This is a genomic window from Pseudomonas sp. AM8 (assembly GCF_036346475.1).
GTDB classification, from domain to species: Bacteria; Pseudomonadota; Gammaproteobacteria; order Pseudomonadales; family Pseudomonadaceae; genus Aquipseudomonas; species Aquipseudomonas marginalis.
Genome location: NZ_JAOTNX010000001.1, coordinates 956889 through 975007, shown reverse-complemented (window position 1 = coordinate 975007; position 18119 = coordinate 956889). Strand labels below are relative to the sequence as shown.

General features: G+C 59.4%; 19 protein-coding genes. 15 read left to right on the top strand and 4 right to left on the bottom strand.

What is annotated here, in order from left to right; translation table 11 throughout:
- Positions 1-81: 81 nt before the first annotated feature.
- Positions 82-792 carry an SIMPL domain-containing protein gene (locus V3W40_RS04720; protein ID WP_330214527.1) on the bottom strand — a complete coding sequence of 237 codons (711 nt, stop codon included), beginning with the start codon at positions 790-792 and terminating at the stop codon, positions 82-84.
- Between the two features lie 248 nt (positions 793-1040).
- On the opposite strand from V3W40_RS04720, the gene V3W40_RS04715 reads away from it, so the two are divergent.
- The 3 genes from V3W40_RS04715 (at position 1041) to V3W40_RS04705 (ending at position 4678) form a co-directional block, all read left to right on the top strand.
- Positions 1041-2303 carry an ATP-binding protein gene (locus V3W40_RS04715; RefSeq protein ID WP_027604851.1) on the top strand — a complete coding sequence of 421 codons (1263 nt, stop codon included), beginning with the start codon at positions 1041-1043 and terminating at the stop codon, positions 2301-2303.
- On the top strand, positions 2296-2856 hold the full coding sequence (locus V3W40_RS04710) for a response regulator transcription factor (RefSeq protein WP_010565532.1): 561 nt from the start codon (positions 2296-2298) through the stop codon (positions 2854-2856). The genes V3W40_RS04715 and V3W40_RS04710 overlap by 8 nt, the downstream gene beginning before the upstream one ends.
- Before the next feature lie 97 nt (positions 2857-2953).
- Entirely contained in the window at positions 2954-4678 is a 1725-nt protein-coding gene (locus V3W40_RS04705) for an ABC transporter ATP-binding protein/permease (RefSeq protein ID WP_330214526.1), read from the top strand.
- 114 nt (positions 4679-4792) lie between these two features.
- Here the strand turns inward: V3W40_RS04705 and V3W40_RS04700 are convergent, their stop codons facing one another.
- Complete coding sequence (locus V3W40_RS04700) at positions 4793-5230, bottom strand: YhcB family protein (protein ID WP_003171734.1); 438 nt, start codon at positions 5228-5230, stop codon at positions 4793-4795.
- A 147-nt stretch (positions 5231-5377) separates the two neighbouring features.
- On the opposite strand from V3W40_RS04700, the gene V3W40_RS04695 reads away from it, so the two are divergent.
- From V3W40_RS04695 to zapE, 3 genes are all read left to right on the top strand, one after another.
- A complete protein-coding gene (locus V3W40_RS04695) occupies positions 5378-6007 on the top strand; it encodes an alpha/beta hydrolase (RefSeq protein ID WP_065924314.1) in 630 nt (209 codons plus the stop codon).
- A 24-nt stretch (positions 6008-6031) separates the two neighbouring features.
- Positions 6032-7387, top strand: a complete 1356-nt coding sequence (locus V3W40_RS04690) for a tryptophan--tRNA ligase (RefSeq protein ID WP_065924313.1) — start codon at positions 6032-6034, stop codon at positions 7385-7387.
- Positions 7388-7466: 79 nt separating this feature from the next.
- Positions 7467-8561 (top strand): cell division protein ZapE, encoded by a 1095-nt coding sequence (gene zapE / locus V3W40_RS04685; RefSeq protein WP_053131627.1) that lies wholly within the window; start codon positions 7467-7469, stop codon positions 8559-8561.
- A gap of 130 nt (positions 8562-8691) precedes the next feature.
- Here the strand turns inward: zapE and V3W40_RS04680 are convergent, their stop codons facing one another.
- Positions 8692-9612 (bottom strand): GlxA family transcriptional regulator, encoded by a 921-nt coding sequence (locus tag V3W40_RS04680; RefSeq protein WP_169899207.1) that lies wholly within the window; start codon positions 9610-9612, stop codon positions 8692-8694.
- A 220-nt stretch (positions 9613-9832) separates the two neighbouring features.
- Here V3W40_RS04680 and V3W40_RS04675 point away from each other — a divergent pair, with 220 nt between their 5' ends.
- Entirely contained in the window at positions 9833-10969 is a 1137-nt protein-coding gene (locus V3W40_RS04675; RefSeq protein ID WP_065924312.1) for an acyl-CoA dehydrogenase family protein, read from the top strand.
- A 60-nt stretch (positions 10970-11029) separates the two neighbouring features.
- Here V3W40_RS04675 and V3W40_RS04670 read toward each other — a convergent pair whose 3' ends face one another.
- Positions 11030-12070 (bottom strand): NADP(H)-dependent aldo-keto reductase, encoded by a 1041-nt coding sequence (locus tag V3W40_RS04670; RefSeq protein WP_330214525.1) that lies wholly within the window; start codon positions 12068-12070, stop codon positions 11030-11032.
- Between the two features lie 248 nt (positions 12071-12318).
- Here V3W40_RS04670 and rplM point away from each other — a divergent pair, with 248 nt between their 5' ends.
- From rplM to V3W40_RS04630, 8 genes are all read left to right on the top strand, one after another.
- Entirely contained in the window at positions 12319-12747 is a 429-nt protein-coding gene (gene rplM / locus V3W40_RS04665; RefSeq protein ID WP_003171742.1) for a 50S ribosomal protein L13, read from the top strand.
- A 14-nt stretch (positions 12748-12761) separates the two neighbouring features.
- A complete protein-coding gene (gene rpsI / locus V3W40_RS04660; RefSeq protein WP_003171743.1) occupies positions 12762-13154 on the top strand; it encodes a 30S ribosomal protein S9 in 393 nt (130 codons plus the stop codon).
- A 266-nt stretch (positions 13155-13420) separates the two neighbouring features.
- Complete coding sequence (gene petA / locus V3W40_RS04655; protein WP_027604843.1) at positions 13421-14014, top strand: ubiquinol-cytochrome c reductase iron-sulfur subunit; 594 nt, start codon at positions 13421-13423, stop codon at positions 14012-14014.
- A complete protein-coding gene (locus V3W40_RS04650; protein ID WP_003171746.1) occupies positions 14014-15225 on the top strand; it encodes a cytochrome b in 1212 nt (403 codons plus the stop codon). The genes petA and V3W40_RS04650 overlap by 1 nt, the downstream gene beginning before the upstream one ends.
- Entirely contained in the window at positions 15225-16004 is a 780-nt protein-coding gene (locus tag V3W40_RS04645) for a cytochrome c1 (protein ID WP_027604842.1), read from the top strand. Before V3W40_RS04650 ends, V3W40_RS04645 begins: the two co-directional genes overlap by 1 nt.
- Before the next feature lie 148 nt (positions 16005-16152).
- The gene (locus tag V3W40_RS04640; protein ID WP_027604841.1) at positions 16153-16770 is read left to right on the top strand and encodes a glutathione S-transferase N-terminal domain-containing protein; all 618 of its coding nucleotides are present in this window, start codon (positions 16153-16155) and stop codon (positions 16768-16770) included.
- Between the two features lie 17 nt (positions 16771-16787).
- A complete protein-coding gene (locus tag V3W40_RS04635; RefSeq protein WP_065924310.1) occupies positions 16788-17207 on the top strand; it encodes a ClpXP protease specificity-enhancing factor in 420 nt (139 codons plus the stop codon).
- A gap of 157 nt (positions 17208-17364) precedes the next feature.
- Positions 17365-18114, top strand: coding sequence for a FadR/GntR family transcriptional regulator (locus V3W40_RS04630; protein WP_053131606.1), 750 nt, complete (start codon positions 17365-17367; stop codon positions 18112-18114).
- The last annotated feature ends 5 nt before the right edge of the window (positions 18115-18119 follow it).

The following is an 18119-nucleotide window of genomic DNA, read 5'->3' as shown; positions in this document are numbered from 1 at the left end:
GATATGACGAGGTCGTGTGGAACAAGCGCAAAAAAAGGCGCAAACCGTGAGGGCTGCGCCTTTGTTTTGTCGAAACCGGGGTTATTGCAACACTTCGATCACCCCATCGGCACTCATGCTCACCTGGCTGGTACCGGCTTCTACTTCTGGTGCCGGCGCCGAATCCATCATGGCGGCTTTCATCATCATCCCTCCACGTGCATAGGGCTGTGGATAACCATTGGTGTTGAAGTTCAGGTTGACGATCTTGTAGCCCTTGCCGCCCAGCGCATCGGTGGCCAGTTGCGCGCGTGCTTTAAACGCGGCGACCGCGTCCTTGAGCAGGGCGTCTTCGCTGGCCTTGCGCGTGGTGTCGGCGATGGCGAAGTCCATGTTTTCCATTTTCAGGGTATTGAGCAACTCGCCGGTGAGTTTGGACAGCGCCGGGAAGTCCGCGCTTTCCAGGCGCAGTTCGGCGCGCTCGCGCCAGCCGGTGATCTTCTGGTTCTTGTTGTCGTAGATCGGGTAGCTGTTACGGCTGCCCTGGCGCAAGGTCACGCCTTGGACTTCGCGCGCCTGGCCCAGGGCCTTGTTCATGGTGGTGGTGATTTCGGCGGCGAGCTTGGCCGGGTCGGCGTTCTGGGACTCGGTGTAGAGGGTGACGATCATCTTGTCGCGGGCCACTTCCTGGCTGACCTCGGCGCGCAGGGAAATCTGGTTGTAATTCAGTGCATCGGCGGCCAGTGCCGGAAGGCTGGCCAGGGCGCTGGCGCTGAGGGTGAGAACAACTGCACTGCGAGTGAAACGAGACATGGAAGCTCCTTAGGGTGTTCGTATCGGTATGACTGTAGACGGTGGTGTCGGGTTCTTCGGGTTTACGAATTAGAAAAAAAGTTTCAAGCGGCAAGCTGCAAGTTAACGGCGAAGAGGTTTCTTGCAGCTTTTGACTTGGGGCTTGCTGCTGCGGCGCCCATGCGTCAAAGAGCCACACACCCAATGCCCGAGGCGCCGCTTCGTTTATACTCCTGCCGATCCGCCTGCAGCGCTCATCGGGAGAGCTCATGCTCGCCGCCGTAAAACTGACTTCCGCCACCCGCCAGAACCTATGGCGCCTGACGTTCATTCGTACCCTGGTACTGGCCGCGCAGGCCGGTTCGGTCGGGCTCGCCTATTGGTTCGACCTGCTGCCGCTGCCGTGGCTGCAATTGGGCGTGACCCTGGGTTTCTCCATCGTGCTGTGTGTGTTTACCGCCATTCGGTTGCGCACCACCTGGCCGGTGACCGAGCTGGAATACGCCCTGCAATTGGCCTGCGACCTGTTTATCCACAGTGTGTTGCTGTATTTCTCCGGCGGTTCCACCAACCCGTTCGTTTCTTATTACCTGGTGCCATTGACCATCGCAGCAGTGACCTTGCCGTGGCGTTATTCGGTGGTGCTGTCGGGTATCGCCCTGACCCTGTACACCCTGCTGCTGGCGCGGTTCTATCCGTTGCAAACGTTCCCCATCGCCCGAGAAAACCTGCAGATCTACGGGATGTGGCTGAGCTTTGCCCTGTCTGCCGCCGTGATCACTTTTTTTGCTGCGCGCATGGCCGAAGAGCTGCGCCGCCAGGAAGAACTGCGCGCCATTCGCCGCGAAGAAGGCCTGCGTGACCAGCAACTGCTCGCCGTCGCCACCCAGGCTGCTGGCGCGGCTCACGAATTGGGCACGCCGCTGGCGACCATGAGCGTGCTGCTCAACGAAATGACCCAGGACCATCACGACCCGGCGCTGCAAGAGGATCTCGGCGTGCTGCGCGAACAGGTCAAGCAATGCAAGCAAACCTTGCAGCAACTGGTACGCGCGGCTGAAGCCAATCGCCGCCTGGCGGTCGAGATGCAGGACGTGACCCAGTGGCTCGACGAAGCCCTGAACCGCTGGCACCTGATGCGCCCCGAAGCCAGCTACCGTTTCCATCTGCTGGGGCAGGGGACCGTGCCGCGCCTGGCGCCACCGCCGGACCTGACTCAAGCTTTGCTCAACCTGCTGAACAACGCCGCCGACGCCTGCCCCGAAGGCCTGGAAGTCCGGCTGGATTGGGATGTGGATGACCTGACGATCAGCATTCGCGACCATGGTGCAGGCGTGCCGCTGGCCATCGCCGAGCAGATCGGCAAACCTTTCTTTACCACCAAGGGCAAAGGCTTCGGCCTCGGCCTGTTTTTGAGCAAGGCCAGCGTGACCCGCGCGGGCGGCTCAGTGAAGCTCTATAGTCATGAGGAAGGCGGTACGCTCACCGAGCTGCGCCTGCCCCGTGTCGCACGAGGAGATATCGATGAGTGACGAGATCCAAGTCGAAGGCGAAGAACTGCCGCACCTGTTGCTGGTAGATGATGACGCCACGTTTACCCGCGTGATGGCGCGCGCCATGAGCCGTCGCGGTTTTCGCGTGAGCACTGCCGGCTCCGCCGAAGAAGGCCTGGCCATCGCCCAGGCCGACTTGCCGGACTACGCCGCGCTCGACCTGAAAATGGATGGCGACTCCGGCCTGGTGCTGTTGCCCAAGCTGCTGGAACTCGACCCGGAAATGCGTGTGGTGATCCTCACCGGTTACTCCAGCATCGCCACGGCCGTCGAGGCCATCAAGCGCGGCGCCTGCAACTACTTGTGCAAGCCGGCGGATGCCGATGATGTGTTGGCCGCATTGCTGTCCGAGCACGCCGACCTCGACACCCTGGTGCCGGAAAACCCGATGTCGGTGGACCGCCTGCAGTGGGAACACATCCAGCGCGTCCTCACCGAACACGAAGGCAATATCTCCGCCACTGCCCGCGCCCTGGGCATGCACCGGCGCACCCTGCAACGCAAACTGCAGAAGCGTCCGGTACGCCGCTGAACCTAAGCTGAACAGCCTGCTTCAGGCCGCACGGAACCCTGAACCGATCACCTATGATCGGTTCAAACGCCTGCCTTCCTCCCTACGAGCCTGAACGATGAATCAGAACGCTGAGTACTCTGCGGTCAATGACGCTGTGCGTGGGCAATTTTTTCGCCGAACCTGGGCGATGATCACGCCTTATTGGCGAAGTGAAGAGAAGGGCAAGGCCTGGTTGTTGCTCGCCGTGGTGATTGGCCTGTCGCTGTTCAGCGTGGCCATTTCCGTGTGGCTCAACCACTGGTACAAGGACTTCTACAACGCCCTGGAAAACAAGGACACCGCCGCCTTCTGGCAACAGATCGTTTACTTCTGCGGTATCGCCACGGTGGCGATTCTCGGCGCGGTCTACCGTCTCTACCTCACTCAGATGCTGACCATTCGCTGGCGTGCATGGCTCACCGAAAAGTATTTTGCCCGCTGGCTTGGCAACAAGAACTACTACCAGCTGGAGCAGGGCGGCTACACCGATAACCCGGACCAGCGGATTTCCGAAGACCTCAACAGCTTTACCCTCAACACCCTGAGTCTTGGCCTTGGGCTGCTGCGCAATGTGGTCAGCCTGGTGTCGTTCTCCATCATCCTGTGGGGCGTGTCGGGCAGTATTGAAGTGTTCGGTATCACCATCCCCGGCTACATGTTCTGGTGTGCATTGGTCTATGCCGGTGTCGGCAGTTGGCTGACCCATCTGATCGGTCGTCGTTTGATCGGCTTGAGCAACCAGCAGCAACGCTTCGAAGCGGACTTGCGTTTCTCCATGGTGCGGGTGCGGGAGAATGCCGAGAGTATCGCCCTGTACAACGGCGAACCTAATGAGCATCAGCGGTTGAGCGCGCGGTTCGGAAAGGTCTGGCATAACTACTGGGACATCATGAGGGTGTCCAAGCGCCTGACGTTCTTCACTGCCGGCTATGAACAGATTGCGATCGTCTTTGCGTTTATCGTGGCTGCCCCGCGCTACTTTTCCGGCAAGATCGAACTGGGCGAACTGATGCAAATCAACTCGGCGTTCGGCAACGTGCAGGGCAACTTCAGCTGGTTTATCAGCGCGTACGCCGACCTGGCCGGCTGGCGCGCGACCAGCGATCGTCTACTGAGTTTTCAGCAGGCCATGCGTGAAAACGAGCAACGCCCAGCTGCCATCGACGTCAGCGCAGAGGGCGAGCGTCTTGTGGTGCAAGGGCTGGGCTTGAACCTGGTGGATGGTCGCCACCTGCTGACCGACGCCAACATGATCGTTGAGCCGGGCCAGCGCGTCATGCTCAGCGGCCGTTCCGGCAGCGGCAAAAGTACCTTGCTGCGCGCCATGGGACATCTCTGGCCGGCTGGTCACGGCAGCATTCGCCTGCCGGCCAGGCGTTACCTGTTCCTGCCGCAGAAGCCCTATCTGCCGATCGGCACACTCAAGGCGGTGTTGAGTTATCCACAGGACGACAGCGTCTATTCGGCAGAACGTTATGCACAGGTCCTGGAAACCTGTCGCCTGCCGCACCTGGTGGGTCGCCTGGATGAAGCCAACCATTGGCAACGCATGCTCTCGCCCGGCGAGCAACAGCGCCTGGCCTTTGCCCGAGCCTTGTTGTTCGCGCCGCAATGGCTCTATATGGACGAAGCGACATCGGCCATGGATGAAGAGGATGAGGCGACGTTGTATCAGGCGTTGATTGATGAATTGCCTGGGTTGAGCATTGTCAGCGTCGGCCATCGCAGCAGCCTCAAGCGCTTCCATGGGCGGCATGTGCGGATCGAGGGTGGGTGGCTTCAAGAGCAACCTGTGGCCTGAGGCCGGACATTGGTCAATGTGGGAGAGGGCAAGCCCCCCTCCCGCAAGAGCGAGGCCAACAAAAAGCCCGGTTGATCAGCGATCAACCGGGCTTTTCTATTGCTTGAAAATAACTTACTTCTTCAAGCCGTAATGCTCATCCAGCATGCCTGGGGCGTTTGGCGTTTTTGGCGCGTAGTCCCGTGGCGGCTCCTGGTTTTCCCGGGGGGGAGTGAGGCGTTCCCGTGGAGTTTGCGGTGCATCGGAATGCAGCGCGGCCAGCAGGCGCTGGCGGGTGATGTCGTCGAGGGCCAGGCGGTTTGCGCCATCGGCGAGGTGATCCTGTACTTCCTGGTAGCTCTGGGTGAGTTTCTTGACCAGGGTCGCGGTGCTGTTGAAGTGGGTAACAACCTCGTTCTGATAACTGTCAAAACGTTCCTGAATGTCATCCAACTGACGCTGCGTGCGGTTAGGCGCGGCATTCGGCAGCAGGCGGGCAACCAGGAATCCAATGGCGACACCGGCAACCAAGGCGAGAGTCGGCAACAACCAAACTAAGAGCGAGTGTTCCACGAGTCCTTCCTCTATAAACGGCTTTGCTTTACGTTAACGGCTCAAACCTGCGCTGTATACCGCGATTAAGCTCGCAATGATGCCATGCACAGACTTTTAGCTAGACGAGTCGACCCTTTGAGAGGTCACGGAGTTCATTCCTTGCTCATGCGTGAAACCCCCGTTTTGATCGATGGCCCGGTAGGCCAATTGGAAGCCCTGTACCTGGATCACCCCGAGCCACGTGGCCTGGCGCTGATCTGCCACCCTAATCCGGTGCAGGGCGGGACCATGCTCAATAAAGTCGTTTCGACCCTGCAACGCACGGCTCGCGATGCCGGGTTGATTACTTTGCGTTTCAATTACCGTGGCGTCGGCGCGAGTGCCGGCACCCACGACATGAGCACCGGTGAAGTGGACGATGCCGAAGCGGCTGCCACCTGGCTGCGTGAAAAGCACCCCGACCTGCCGATCACCCTGCTCGGTTTTTCCTTTGGCGGCTACGTGGCGGCCAGCCTCGGCGGCCGCCTGGAAGCCAAAGGCGAAAAGCTCGCGCACCTGTTCATGGTCGCCGCGGCGGTGATGCGCCTGCGCGATACCGATGTGCTGCCCCACAGCTGCCCGTTGACCCTGATCCAGCCGGAAACCGACGAAGTGGTCGACCCGCAAACCGTCTACGACTGGTCCGCCGCCTTGAAACGCCCCCATGAGCTGCTGAAAGTGGCAGAATGCGGGCACTTTTTTCATGGCAAGCTCACCGATCTCAAGGATCTGGTGCTGCCGCGCCTCTCGAATTGATAGCAGTCTGATAAGCGATTACCCATGACGACTCGTACCCGTATCCTCACCGGCATCACCACCACCGGCACGCCGCACCTGGGCAACTACGCTGGTGCGATCCGCCCGGCGATCCTGGCCAGCCAGGATGCCAATGCCGACTCCTTCTACTTCCTGGCCGACTACCACGCCCTGATCAAATGCGATGACCCGCAGCGCATCCAGCGCTCGCGTATGGAAATCGCCGCGACCTGGCTGGCCGGTGGCCTGGATGTGAACCGGGTGACCTTCTATCGTCAGTCCGACATCCCGGAAATCCCCGAGCTGACCTGGCTGCTGACCTGCGTCGCCGCCAAGGGGCTGCTCAACCGCGCCCATGCCTACAAGGCCTCGGTGGACAAGAACGTGGAGACCGGCGAAGACCCGGATGCGGGCATCACCATGGGCCTGTACAGCTACCCGGTGCTGATGGCGGCGGACATCCTGATGTTCAACGCGCACAAAGTGCCGGTGGGCCGCGACCAGATCCAGCACGTGGAAATGGCCCGCGACATCGGCCAGCGCTTCAATCACCTGTTCGGCAACGGTAAAGAATTCTTCACCATGCCCGAGGCGTTGATCGAGGAAAGCGTTGCCACCTTGCCGGGCCTGGATGGCCGCAAGATGTCCAAGAGCTACGACAACACCATCCCGTTGTTCACCAGCGCCAAGGACATGAAAGACGCCATCTCGCGCATCGTCACCGACTCGCGCGCCCCTGGCGAAGCCAAGGACCCGGATAACTCACACCTGTTCACCTTGTACCAGGCGTTTGCGAGCAAGGCCCAGGAAGAAGAATTCCGCGCCGAACTGCTGCAAGGCCTGGGCTGGGGCGAGGCGAAGAACCGTCTGTTCCAGCTGCTTGATGGTCAGCTCGGCGAAGCGCGCGAGCGTTACCACCAGTTGATGTCGCGCCCTTCGGACATGGAAGACCTGTTGCAGGTCGGCGCCAGGAAAGCCCGTGCCGTCGCCGCGCCATTCCTGGCCGAGTTGCGTGAAGCGGTGGGCCTGCGTTCGTTCGTCGAACAGGCAGCAGCGCCGGTCGCGGTCAAGAAGAAGGCCGCGAAGGCCGCGCGTTTCGTGAGCTTCCGTGAAGACGACGGCAGCTTCCGCTTCCGCTTGTTGGCCGCCGATGGCGAGCAATTGCTGCTGTCGCGCAATTTTGCCGATGGTAAAGCGGCCGGCGCAGTCACCAAGCAACTGCAAAGTGGTGCTGCGCTGGACGTACGCAGCGAGGCCCTGAGCTTCAGCGTATGGCTGGACGGTGCCGCAGTGGCCGACAGCGCCGAGTTCGCCGATGCCGCATCCCGTGATGCCGCCATTGCAGCCCTGCGCATTGCGTTGACCCCAATCGAGGATTAACCCGACCAAGGGTTGATTGCCATTATCCAGGGCCGTCGTTACAGTGACGGCCCGTTTTTGTTGCCTTGCTAACGAAATTATGACGCCCCTAGAACGATACCAAGCTGATCTGAAACGCCCTGAATTCTTCCATGACGCGGCCCAGGAAACGGCGGTGCGTCATTTGCAGCGCCTGTACGACGACCTGGTTGCGGCCTCGCAAAGCAAGCCGGGGATGCTCAGCAAGCTGTTCGGCAAGAAAGACCACACGCCGGTCAAGGGCCTGTATTTCTGGGGCGGCGTGGGCCGGGGCAAGACCTACCTGGTCGATACGTTCTTTGAAGCGCTGCCGTTCAAGGAAAAGGTACGGACACACTTCCACCGCTTCATGAAGCGCGTGCACGAAGAGATGAAGACCTTGCCGGGCGAGAAAAACCCGCTGACCATCATCGCCAAGCGTTTCTCCGATGAAGCGCGGGTCATTTGCTTCGATGAGTTCTTCGTCTCCGATATCACCGATGCCATGATCCTCGGCACCCTGATGGAAGAGCTGTTCAAGAACGGCGTGACCCTGGTCGCGACCTCGAACATCGTGCCCGACGGCCTGTACAAGGACGGCCTGCAGCGCGCGCGCTTCCTGCCGGCCATTGCGCTGATCAAGCAGAACACCGAGATCGTCAACGTCGACAGCGGCGTCGACTACCGTCTGCGTCACCTCGAACAGGCGGAGTTGTTCCATTTTCCGCTGAACGAAGCGGCGCACGAAAGCCTGCGCAAAAGCTTCCGCGCCCTCACGCCGGAATGCACCCAGGCGGTGGAAAACGACAAGCTGATGATCGAGAACCGCGAAATCATCGCCCTGCGTACCTGCGATGACGTGGCCTGGTTCGAATTCCGCCAACTGTGCGACGGCCCACGCAGTCAGAACGACTACATCGAACTGGGCAAGATCTTCCACGCAGTGATCCTCAGCGGCGTGGAGCAGATGAGCGTCACCACCGACGACATCGCACGACGGTTTATCAACATGGTCGACGAGTTCTACGACCGTAACGTCAAGTTGATCATCTCGGCCGAAGTCGAGCTCAAGGATCTTTATACCGGTGGCCGCTTGAATTTCGAGTTCCAACGCACCCTGAGCCGCTTGCTGGAAATGCAGTCCCACGAGTTCCTGTCGCGCGGTCACAAACCTTAAGATCAATGCAGATCAAATGTGGGAGGGGGCTTGCTCCCGATCGCGGAGTGTCAGTCACTGTAGAAGTTGACAGATCCATCGCAATCGGGAGCAAGCCCCCTCCCACATTTACCCTGTGTATACCCCTATTTTATGCGGCTTGCTGAAACTGTTGCCGATATTGATTCGGTGACAGCTCCGTGTGCTGCCTGAACAACCGCGCAAAGAAACTCGCATCGTCGTAACCCACCTCATAACTGATGGTCTTGATGCTCTTGCGGCTGCCCGAGAGCAGGCCCTTGGCCGTCTCGATACGCAGCCGTTGCAGGTAATGCAGCGGCTTGTCGCCGGTGGCGGTCTGGAAGCGGCGCATGAAGTTGCGGATGCTCATGCCGTGTTCCCGGGCGACGTCTTCGAAGCGGAATTTGTCGGCGAAGTGCTCTTCGAGCCAATGCTGGATCTGCAGGATGATCACGTCCTGGTGCAGCTTCTGGCCGCCAAAACCGATACGTCCCGGCGAGTAGCTGCGCTGCACTTCGTAGAGGATGTCGCGGGCCACGGCCTGGGCGATGTTGGCGCCGCAGAAGCGTTCGATCAGGTAGATATACAGGTCGCACGCCGAGGTGGTGCCGCCGGCGCAATACAGGTTGTCGGCGTCGGTGAGGTGCTTGTCCTGGTTGAGCTGGACCTTGGGGAAGCGTTCGCCGAACGCGTTGAAGAAACGCCAGTAGGTGGTCGCCTCCTTGCCATCGAGCAGGCCGGCTTCGGCCAGCCAGAACACCCCGGTGGCTTCGCCGCAGAGTACCGCGCCCCGTGCATGCTGTTCGCGCAGCCACGGCAGCACTTGCGGGTAGCGCGCGCACAGGGCATCGAAGTCATCCCAGAAGGCTGGTAGCACGATAATGTCGGCGTCTTCCAGGCCGCCGTCCACCGGCATGATCACGTCACTGAAGCTGCGCACCGATTTTCCGTCGGGGCTCACCAGGCGTGTTTCGAACGCTGGGGTCAGGCCCAGGCCTTGCTGTTTGCCATAACGCAGGCTGGCGAGATGGAAGAAGTCCTTGGCTTGCATCAGGGTCGAAGCGAATACCCGATCAATGGCCAAAATGCTGACGCGCCGCAATGGCGTGGAGATTTGGTTAGACATAATTTCATTTATTCTTATAGGGGAAAGTGGTCACCAGACGGCTGGATCGTCTTATTTTTTGTCGCATGTGTCCAGTGTCCTGTGACGCCATCGGGGCATAGGCTCTGTGGGCTCGTCCTTGTCCGACAATCCACGCAGGTGACCCATGATTCCGAGAACCTTGTTCAGCCCGGAGCACGAACTCTTCCGCCAGAGCGTGCGCACCTTTCTTGAAAAAGACGCTGCACCGTTTCACGGGCAATGGGAGAAGCAGGGCTACATCGACCGTAACCTGTGGAGCAAGGCGGGGGAGGCGGGGATGCTGTGTTCCCATCTGCCGGAGGAATACGGCGGGCTGGGCGCGGACTTTCTCTACAGCGCAGTAGTGATCGAAGAGATCAGTCGCCTGGGCCTGACCGGCATCGGCTTTTCCCTGCATTCGGACATTGTCGCGCCCTACATCCTGCATTACGGCAGTGAAGCGCTGAAGCACAAGTACCTGCCCAAGTTGATCTCCGGTGAGATGGTCACGGCCATCGCCATGACCGAGCCGGGTGCCGGGTCCGACTTGCAAGGGGTCAAGACCACCGCGGTGCTGGACGGTGATGAGTATGTGATCAATGGCTCCAAGACCTTTATCACCAACGGGTACCTGGCTGAGCTGGTGATCGTGGTCGCCAAGACCGATCCCAAGGCCGGTGCCAAGGGCACCAGCCTGTTTCTGGTGGAGTCCGATACGCCCGGCTTCGCCAAGGGCAAGCGCCTGGAGAAGGTCGGCATGAAGGCCCAGGACACCTCGGAGCTGTTCTTCCAGGACGTGCGGGTGCCCAAGGAAAACCTGCTGGGCCAGGCCGGCATGGGCTTCGCCTACTTGATGCAGGAATTGCCCCAGGAGCGTCTGACTGTCGCGATTGGCGCGCTGTCGTCTGCCGAGGCGGCGTTGCAGTGGACCCTGGAATACACCCGTGAGCGCAAGGCGTTCGGCAAGGCGATTGCCGACTTCCAGAACACCCGTTTCAAGCTGGCGGAGATGGCCACGGAGATTCAGATCGGCCGCGTATTCGTCGACAAATGCATGGCGCTGCACCTGGAAGGCAAGCTGGATGTGCCCACTGCCGCGATGGCCAAGTACTGGGCCACGGACCTGCAATGCAAGGTGCTGGACGAGTGCGTGCAGTTGCACGGCGGCTACGGCTTCATGTGGGAATACCCGATTGCGCGGGCGTGGGCGGATGCGCGGGTGCAGCGGATTTATGCGGGGACCAACGAGATCATGAAGGAGATCATTGCGCGGGCGCTTTGATTTTTGCTGGTCTTGAATGCGTCATCGGGGGCAGGCCCCCGATAGCGCTCTACAGATCAATCAAGGCGCAGGATTCGGATGATCCTTCTGAATCGCCTCAATCCCTTCCAACACCTCTTTCGACAGCTTCAGATCAGCACTGGCGATGTTGCTGTCCAGTTGCTCCAGCGACGTTGCGCCAATAATGTTGCTGGTCACGAACGGTTGTTGGGTCACGAACGCCAACGCCATCTGCGCCGGATCCAGGCCATGCTCCCGCGCCAGTGCCACATAACGGCTGCACGCCGCCTCCGACTGCGGGTTGAAGTAGCGGCTGAAGCGGCTGTACTCGGTCAGGCGCGCCTTGGCCGGGCGTGCGCCACCTTCGTACTTGCCACTGAGCATGCCGAACGCCAGGGGCGAGTAAGCCAGCAGGCCGCATTGCTCACGGATGGCCACTTCGGCCAAGCCCACTTCAAAGCTGCGGTTGAGCAGGTTGTAGGGGTTCTGGATCGATACCGCGCGGGTCCAGCCACGGGCTTCGGCCAGGGCCAGGAATTTCATGGTGCCCCACGGGGTTTCATTGGACAGGCCGATATTGCGGATCTTACCGGCCTTGACCTGCTCGTCCAGGGCTTCGAGGGTTTCCTCCAGCGGGGTGAGGTCGTCTTCGTCCTTGTGCTTGTAGCTCAGTTGGCCGAAGAAGTTGGTGCTGCGCTCCGGCCAGTGCAACTGGTAGAGGTCGATCCAGTCGGTTTGCAGGCGCTTGAGACTGGCGTCCAGTGCCTCGACGATGTGCTTGCGGTTGTGGCGCAGGTGGCCATCGCGGATGTAGTCGATAGTGTTGCCGGGGCCGGCGATCTTGCTGGCGAGGATCCAGTCGCCGCGGTCGCCGCGGCTTTTGAAGTAATTGCCGATATAGCGTTCGGTGGTGGCATAGGTGTCGGCCTTGGGCGGCACCGGGTACATTTCCGCGGTATCGAGGAAGTTGATCCCCGCCGCCTTGGCCCGTTCGATCTGCGCGAAGGCCTCTGCCTCGCTGTTCTGCTCGCCCCACGTCATGGTGCCCAGGGCTATCGCGCTCACGTTCAGATCCGTACGGCCCAGCTGTCGATAATCCATCGGGTACTCCTTCAGGGAAAACAATCATAAAAGCAGGTTGAATTTTTTTTCGCAATCTGCATAATTGCCCACCTCTTTCTGCAGTGGAAGTGATGCGCCGCCTGCCGAAGAATCTTGCCGTTGAACGGACGCGCCGACCCGAGCCCCCGATAGCGTCTGTATCCGGCTGCCTTTGACTTGTCAAAGTAAGCACTATTCAGTAAGATCCGCCGTCTAATTTACAGGGCGGCCCCTGAGGCTATTAAAGAATGACAACTTTTACTGCAAAACCGGAAACAGTTCAGCGCGACTGGTTTGTCGTCGACGCCGCTGGTCAGACCCTGGGTCGTCTGGCCACTGAAGTCGCCAGCCGTCTGCGTGGCAAGCACAAGCCTGAGTACACCCCTCACGTTGACACCGGTGACTACATCGTGATCATCAACGCTGAGCAGGTACGTGTTACCGGCAACAAAGCGCAAGACAAAATGTACTACCGTCACTCCGGTTTCCCAGGCGGTATCAAGTCTTCCAACTTTGAAGGCCTGATCTCCAAGAAGCCTGAAGCCCCGATCGAAATCGCGGTCAAAGGCATGCTGCCGAAGGGCCCACTGGGTCGCGATATGTTTCGCAAGCTGAAAGTCTATGCGGGCGCTGTACACCCTCATGCTGCTCAGCAGCCCCAAGAACTGAAGTTTTAACGGAATAGTTCATTATGTCGGCGACTCAAAATTACGGCACTGGCCGTCGCAAAACCGCAACCGCACGCGTTTTCCTGCGTCCGGGCACTGGTAACATCTCGATCAACAACCGCACTCTGGACAACTTCTTCGGTCGCGAAACTGCCCGCATGGTAGTTCGTCAGCCGCTGGAATTGACCGAGACTGTTGAAAAGTTCGACATCTATGTCACCGTTATCGGTGGCGGTGTAAGTGGTCAAGCTGGCGCAATCCGCCACGGTATCACTCGCGCTCTGATGCAGTACGACGAAACTCTGCGTGGCGCTCTGCGCAAAGCTGGCTTCGTGACTCGTGATGCCCGTGAAGTTGAACGTAAGAAAGTCGGTCTGCGTAAAGCGCGTAAGCGTCCGCAGTACTCGAAGCGTTAATTCGCTTTACGTTCCACAAAAACGCCCAGCCTCCTTACGGAGCTGGGCGTTTTTTATTGGCTGCGATTTATGCACATTTTTCACCGTGACAACTTGCCACATCCGTAGACCCCCTATACTACAAGGCCTGGAGGCGGAGCCCCGGGCAATTCCCTTGTCAGACGTGGGGCTTTTCATTACCATTCGGCAAAATTTTTATAAGTTCAGATTTAATACTTAGTAGACGCCTGATTTAACAGGCCAAAAAGCTGATGGGAGAGGACTGAATGAGCAATGACGGCGTGAATGCAGGCCGGCGTCGCTTCTTGGTAGCAGCCACATCCGTGGTGGGTGCTGCAGGAGCGGTGGGGGCTGCGGTCCCGTTCGTGGGGTCATGGTTTCCCAGTGCCAAGGCGAAAGCCGCAGGTGCACCGGTGAAGGTGAATATCAGCAAGATCGAACCAGGCCAGCAGATGATTGCTGAGTGGCGCGGCCAGCCGGTATTCATTGTTCGTCGTACGGAGGAAATCCTGGGAAATCTGAAAAAGATCGAAGGCCAGCTGTCTGACCCCAAATCTGAGAAATCCGACCAACCCGCCTACGCCAAAAACGAAGCACGTTCGATCAAGCCAGAGATTCTGCTGCTGGTCGGCCTGTGTACCCACTTGGGATGCTCACCCACCTTCCGCCCGGAAGTTGCCCCAGTCGATCTGGGTAAAGACTGGGTCGGTGGTTATTTCTGCCCCTGCCACGGCTCCCACTACGATCTGGCGGGTCGCGTCTACAAGTCCCAGCCCGCTCCCTTGAACCTGCCCGTGCCTCCGCATACCTACGAAACTGACGACCTCATTGTCATTGGCCTCGATAAGGAGAACGCGTGATGAGCAAGTTCATGGATTGGGTCGATGCACGCTTCCCCGCTACTAAAATGTGGGAAGACCATCTCAGCAAGTATTACGCCCCGAAGAACTTCAACTTCTTCTACTTCTTTGGCTCCCTGGCACTGCTGGTGCTGGTCAACCAGATCGTCACCGGTGTCTGGCTGACGATGAGCTACACCCCGTCGGCGGAAGAGGCGTTTGCTTCCGTCGAATACATCATGCGTGACGTCGAGTACGGCTCGATCCTGCGCCTGCTGCACTCCACCGGCGCTTCAGCGTTCTTTATCGTGGTCTACCTGCACATGTTCCGTGGCTTGCTCTACGGTTCGTACCAGAAGCCCCGCGAGCTGGTGTGGGTGTTCGGCATGCTGATCTACCTGGCGCTGATGGCGGAAGCCTTCATGGGCTACCTGCTGCCATGGGGCCAGATGTCGTACTGGGGCGCCCAGGTGATCATCTCGCTGTTCGGTGCCATTCCGGTCATCGGCAACGACCTGACCCAGTGGATCCGTGGTGACTACCTGATCTCCGGTATCACCCTGAACCGCTTCTTCGCCCTGCACGTCGTGGCGCTGCCGATTGTGATCCTGGGCCTGGTGGTGCTGCACATCCTGGCGCTGCACGAAGTGGGTTCCAACAACCCGGACGGCGTTGACATCAAGAAGCACAAGGACGAGAACGGCATCCCGCTGGATGGCATCCCGTTCCACCCGTACTACACCGTGAAAGACATTGTCGGCGTGGTCGTGTTCCTCTTCGTGTTCTGCTCGATCGTGTTCTTTTTCCCGGAGATGGGTGGTTATTTCCTCGAGAAGCCGAACTTCGAACAGGCGAACGCCTTCAAGACACCTGAGCACATTGCCCCGGTCTGGTACTTCACGCCGTTCTACGCGATCTTGCGGGCGATCCCCGACAAGCTCATGGGCGTCATCGCCATGGGCGCGGCCATTGCGGTGCTGTTCGTGTTGCCGTGGCTCGACCGAAGCCCGGTCAAGTCCATGCGCTACAAAGGCTGGCTGAGCAAAATCTGGCTGTGGGTGTTCTGCATAGCATTCGTGATTCTGGGCGTGTTGGGCGTATTGGCGCCGACCCCTGAGCGTACGCTGCTGTCGCAGGTCTGCACCTTCCTGTACTTCGCCTACTTCATTCTGATGCCGTTCTACACCCGGCTCGAGAAGACCAAACCGGTTCCGGAAAGGGTGACTGGCTGATGAAAAAATTATTCGTTGCATTGATGCTTGCGGCGCTGCCGCTACTGTCCTTCGCTGCCGAACACGGCGGCCCGGAACTGGAAAAAGTCGATATCGACGTGTCTGACAAGGCGGCTATGCAAGACGGCGCGCGTACGTTCGCCAACTACTGCATGGGCTGCCACAGCGCCAAGTTCCAGCGTTACGAGCGGGTGGCCGATGACCTCGGTATCCCCCATGAAATGATGCTGGAGAAGCTGGTGTTCACCGGTGCCAAGATCGGCGACCACATGAATATCGGCATGAAGCCTGCCGACGCCAAGACCTGGTTCGGCGCAGCACCGCCTGACTTGACGCTGGTGGCACGTGTACGCGGCACCGACTGGCTCTACGGCTACCTGAAATCCTTCTACGAGGACCCGGCGCGCCCTTATGGCGTGAACAACCGTGTGTTCCCGAACGTCGGCATGCCTAACGTTCTGGTCGGCCTGCAAGGCAAGCAAGTGGTAGGATGCAAGCAGGTTCAGGTCGTCGAAGACGGCAAGAAGCAATATGATCCGTTGACCGGGACGCCTTTGACTCATGAAGCGTGCGATCAACTGAAGATAGAAACCCCTGGTTCGTTGACTGACGAGCAGTTTGACGAGAAGGTCAAGAATCTGGTGACCTTCCTGGCCTATTCGGCCAACCCCGTCAAACTGCAACACCAGCGCATCGGGACGTATGTCTTGCTGTACCTGGCTTTCTTCTTCGTATTCGCTTATCTGCTTAAACGCGAATACTGGAAGGATGTGCATTGATCCAACCGTAAGCAATTGCTGTTAATCTTGCGCGCCCAGCGGCATCTCTAACCCGTAGCGACCTGGACTTTCCAGAGGCTGCAGAGATGCTTTCTGGGCGCGCTCGTTTTTGAGCTTTCCATAATTTCAACAAGCGAGGAGGACCGCCATGGGCGTGACCAATCGGTTGGCCTGTTACTCCGACCCCGCCGACCACTATTCCCACCGAGTACGCATCGTACTCGCAGAGAAGGGTGTCAGCGCCGAGATCATCAGTGTGGAGGTGGGTCGTCATCCGCCGAAACTGATCGAAGTGAACCCTTACGGCAGCTTGCCCACCCTGGTCGATCGTGACCTGGCGTTGTGGGAGTCAACCGTGGTGATGGAATATCTGGATGAGCGTTACCCGCATCCGCCTTTGCTGCCGGTGTATCCGGTGGCCCGTGCCAACAGCCGCCTGCTGATCCATCGGATCCAGCGAGATTGGTGCGGGCTGGTGGATTTGATCCTGGATACCCGCAGCAAAGAAGCCGCTCGGGTGCAGGCGCGCAAGGAATTGCGCGAGAGCCTGACCGGTGTTTCGCCGTTGTTCGCCGATAAACCTTTTTTCCTCAGCGAGGAACAAAGCTTGGTGGATTGCTGCCTATTACCCATACTCTGGCGCTTGCCGATTCTGGGCATTGAACTGCCACGGCCGGCCAAGCCGTTGCTTGATTACATGGAGCGCCAGTTTGCGCGTGAGGCTTTCCAGGCAAGTCTGTCTGGTGTCGAACGCGATATGCGCTAAGGCTTAAGGAGCCGTTGATGAACTCCAGTCGACCTTACCTGGTCCGCGCGCTCTATGAGTGGATTGTGGATAACGATTGCACCCCGCACATGCTGGTCAATTCCGAGTTTCCTGCGGTTCAGGTACCGCAGGGGTTTGCCAGTGACGGGCAGATTGTGTTGAACGTATCACCCAGTGCCGTGCGCCACCTGCACATGGACAATGAAGCGGTCAGCTTCGAAGGGCGTTTCGGCGGTGTGCCGCACACGCTGTACGTGCCGATTGGCGCTATCCTCGGCATCTATGCCCGGGAGAACGGCCAAGGCATGGTGTTCGATCTGGAGTCGCCTTTCGAGGACGACGAAGTGATTGAAGAGGAAGACGGCGATGATGTGCCGCCACCGGATAGCGAGCCACCGCGTCCAAGCGGTCGGCCGAGTCTGAAAGTGGTGAAGTAAGCGGCGTTCGCCTTCGGGTGCGCTGGAAAAATGCCTCGATCCGTATCGAGGCATTTTTTTGCACGCAGGATATGAGTGAAAGTCGCGACTGAACGGTGATCGTACAACCACCATGGGCTATGATGCCTCTTTACCCAACCGAGATAGATGACTCCAAATGGAAAACGCCAGCACCGCCCCTCGTCTTCCCCGCAAGCGCCGCAGCCTTGCCCAGGAATTGGTCACGGTGTTGTCCGAGCAGATCCGCGACGGCCAACTCAAGCGTGGCGACAAGCTGCCCACCGAATCGGCGATCATGGACGCCCATGGCGTCAGCCGCACCGTGGTCCGCGAAGCCATCTCCCGCTTGCAGGCGGCGGGGCAGGTGGAAACCCGTCATGGTATCGGCACCTTTGTGCTCGACACGCCGAGCCCGAGCGGCTTTCGAATCGACCCGGCTACGGTAGTCACTTTGCGTGACGTGCTGGCGATTCTCGAACTGCGTATCAGCCTGGAAGTGGAATCCGCCGGGCTGGCCGCACTGCGCCGTAGCGATGAACAGCTGGCCGCCATGCGCGCGGCCCTCGATGCCCTGAATGAAAGCGCGGCGCACGCCGGTGATGCAGTGGCCTCGGACTTCGCATTCCACCTGGAAATTGCGTTGTCCACCGGCAACCGCTACTTCACCGACATCATGACCCACCTGGGCACCAGCATCATCCCGCGTACGCGCCTGAACTCGGCACGCCTGGCCCATGATGACCACCAGCACTACATGGGGCGCCTGAGCCGCGAGCACGAAGAAATTTATGAGGCGATTGCCCGCCAGGATTCGGATGCGGCGAGGGCGGCGATGCGCTTGCACCTGACCAATAGCCGTGAGCGGCTGCGCCATGCCCATGAAGAGGCGGAGGCGCAGCGCGGTTGAGTTCG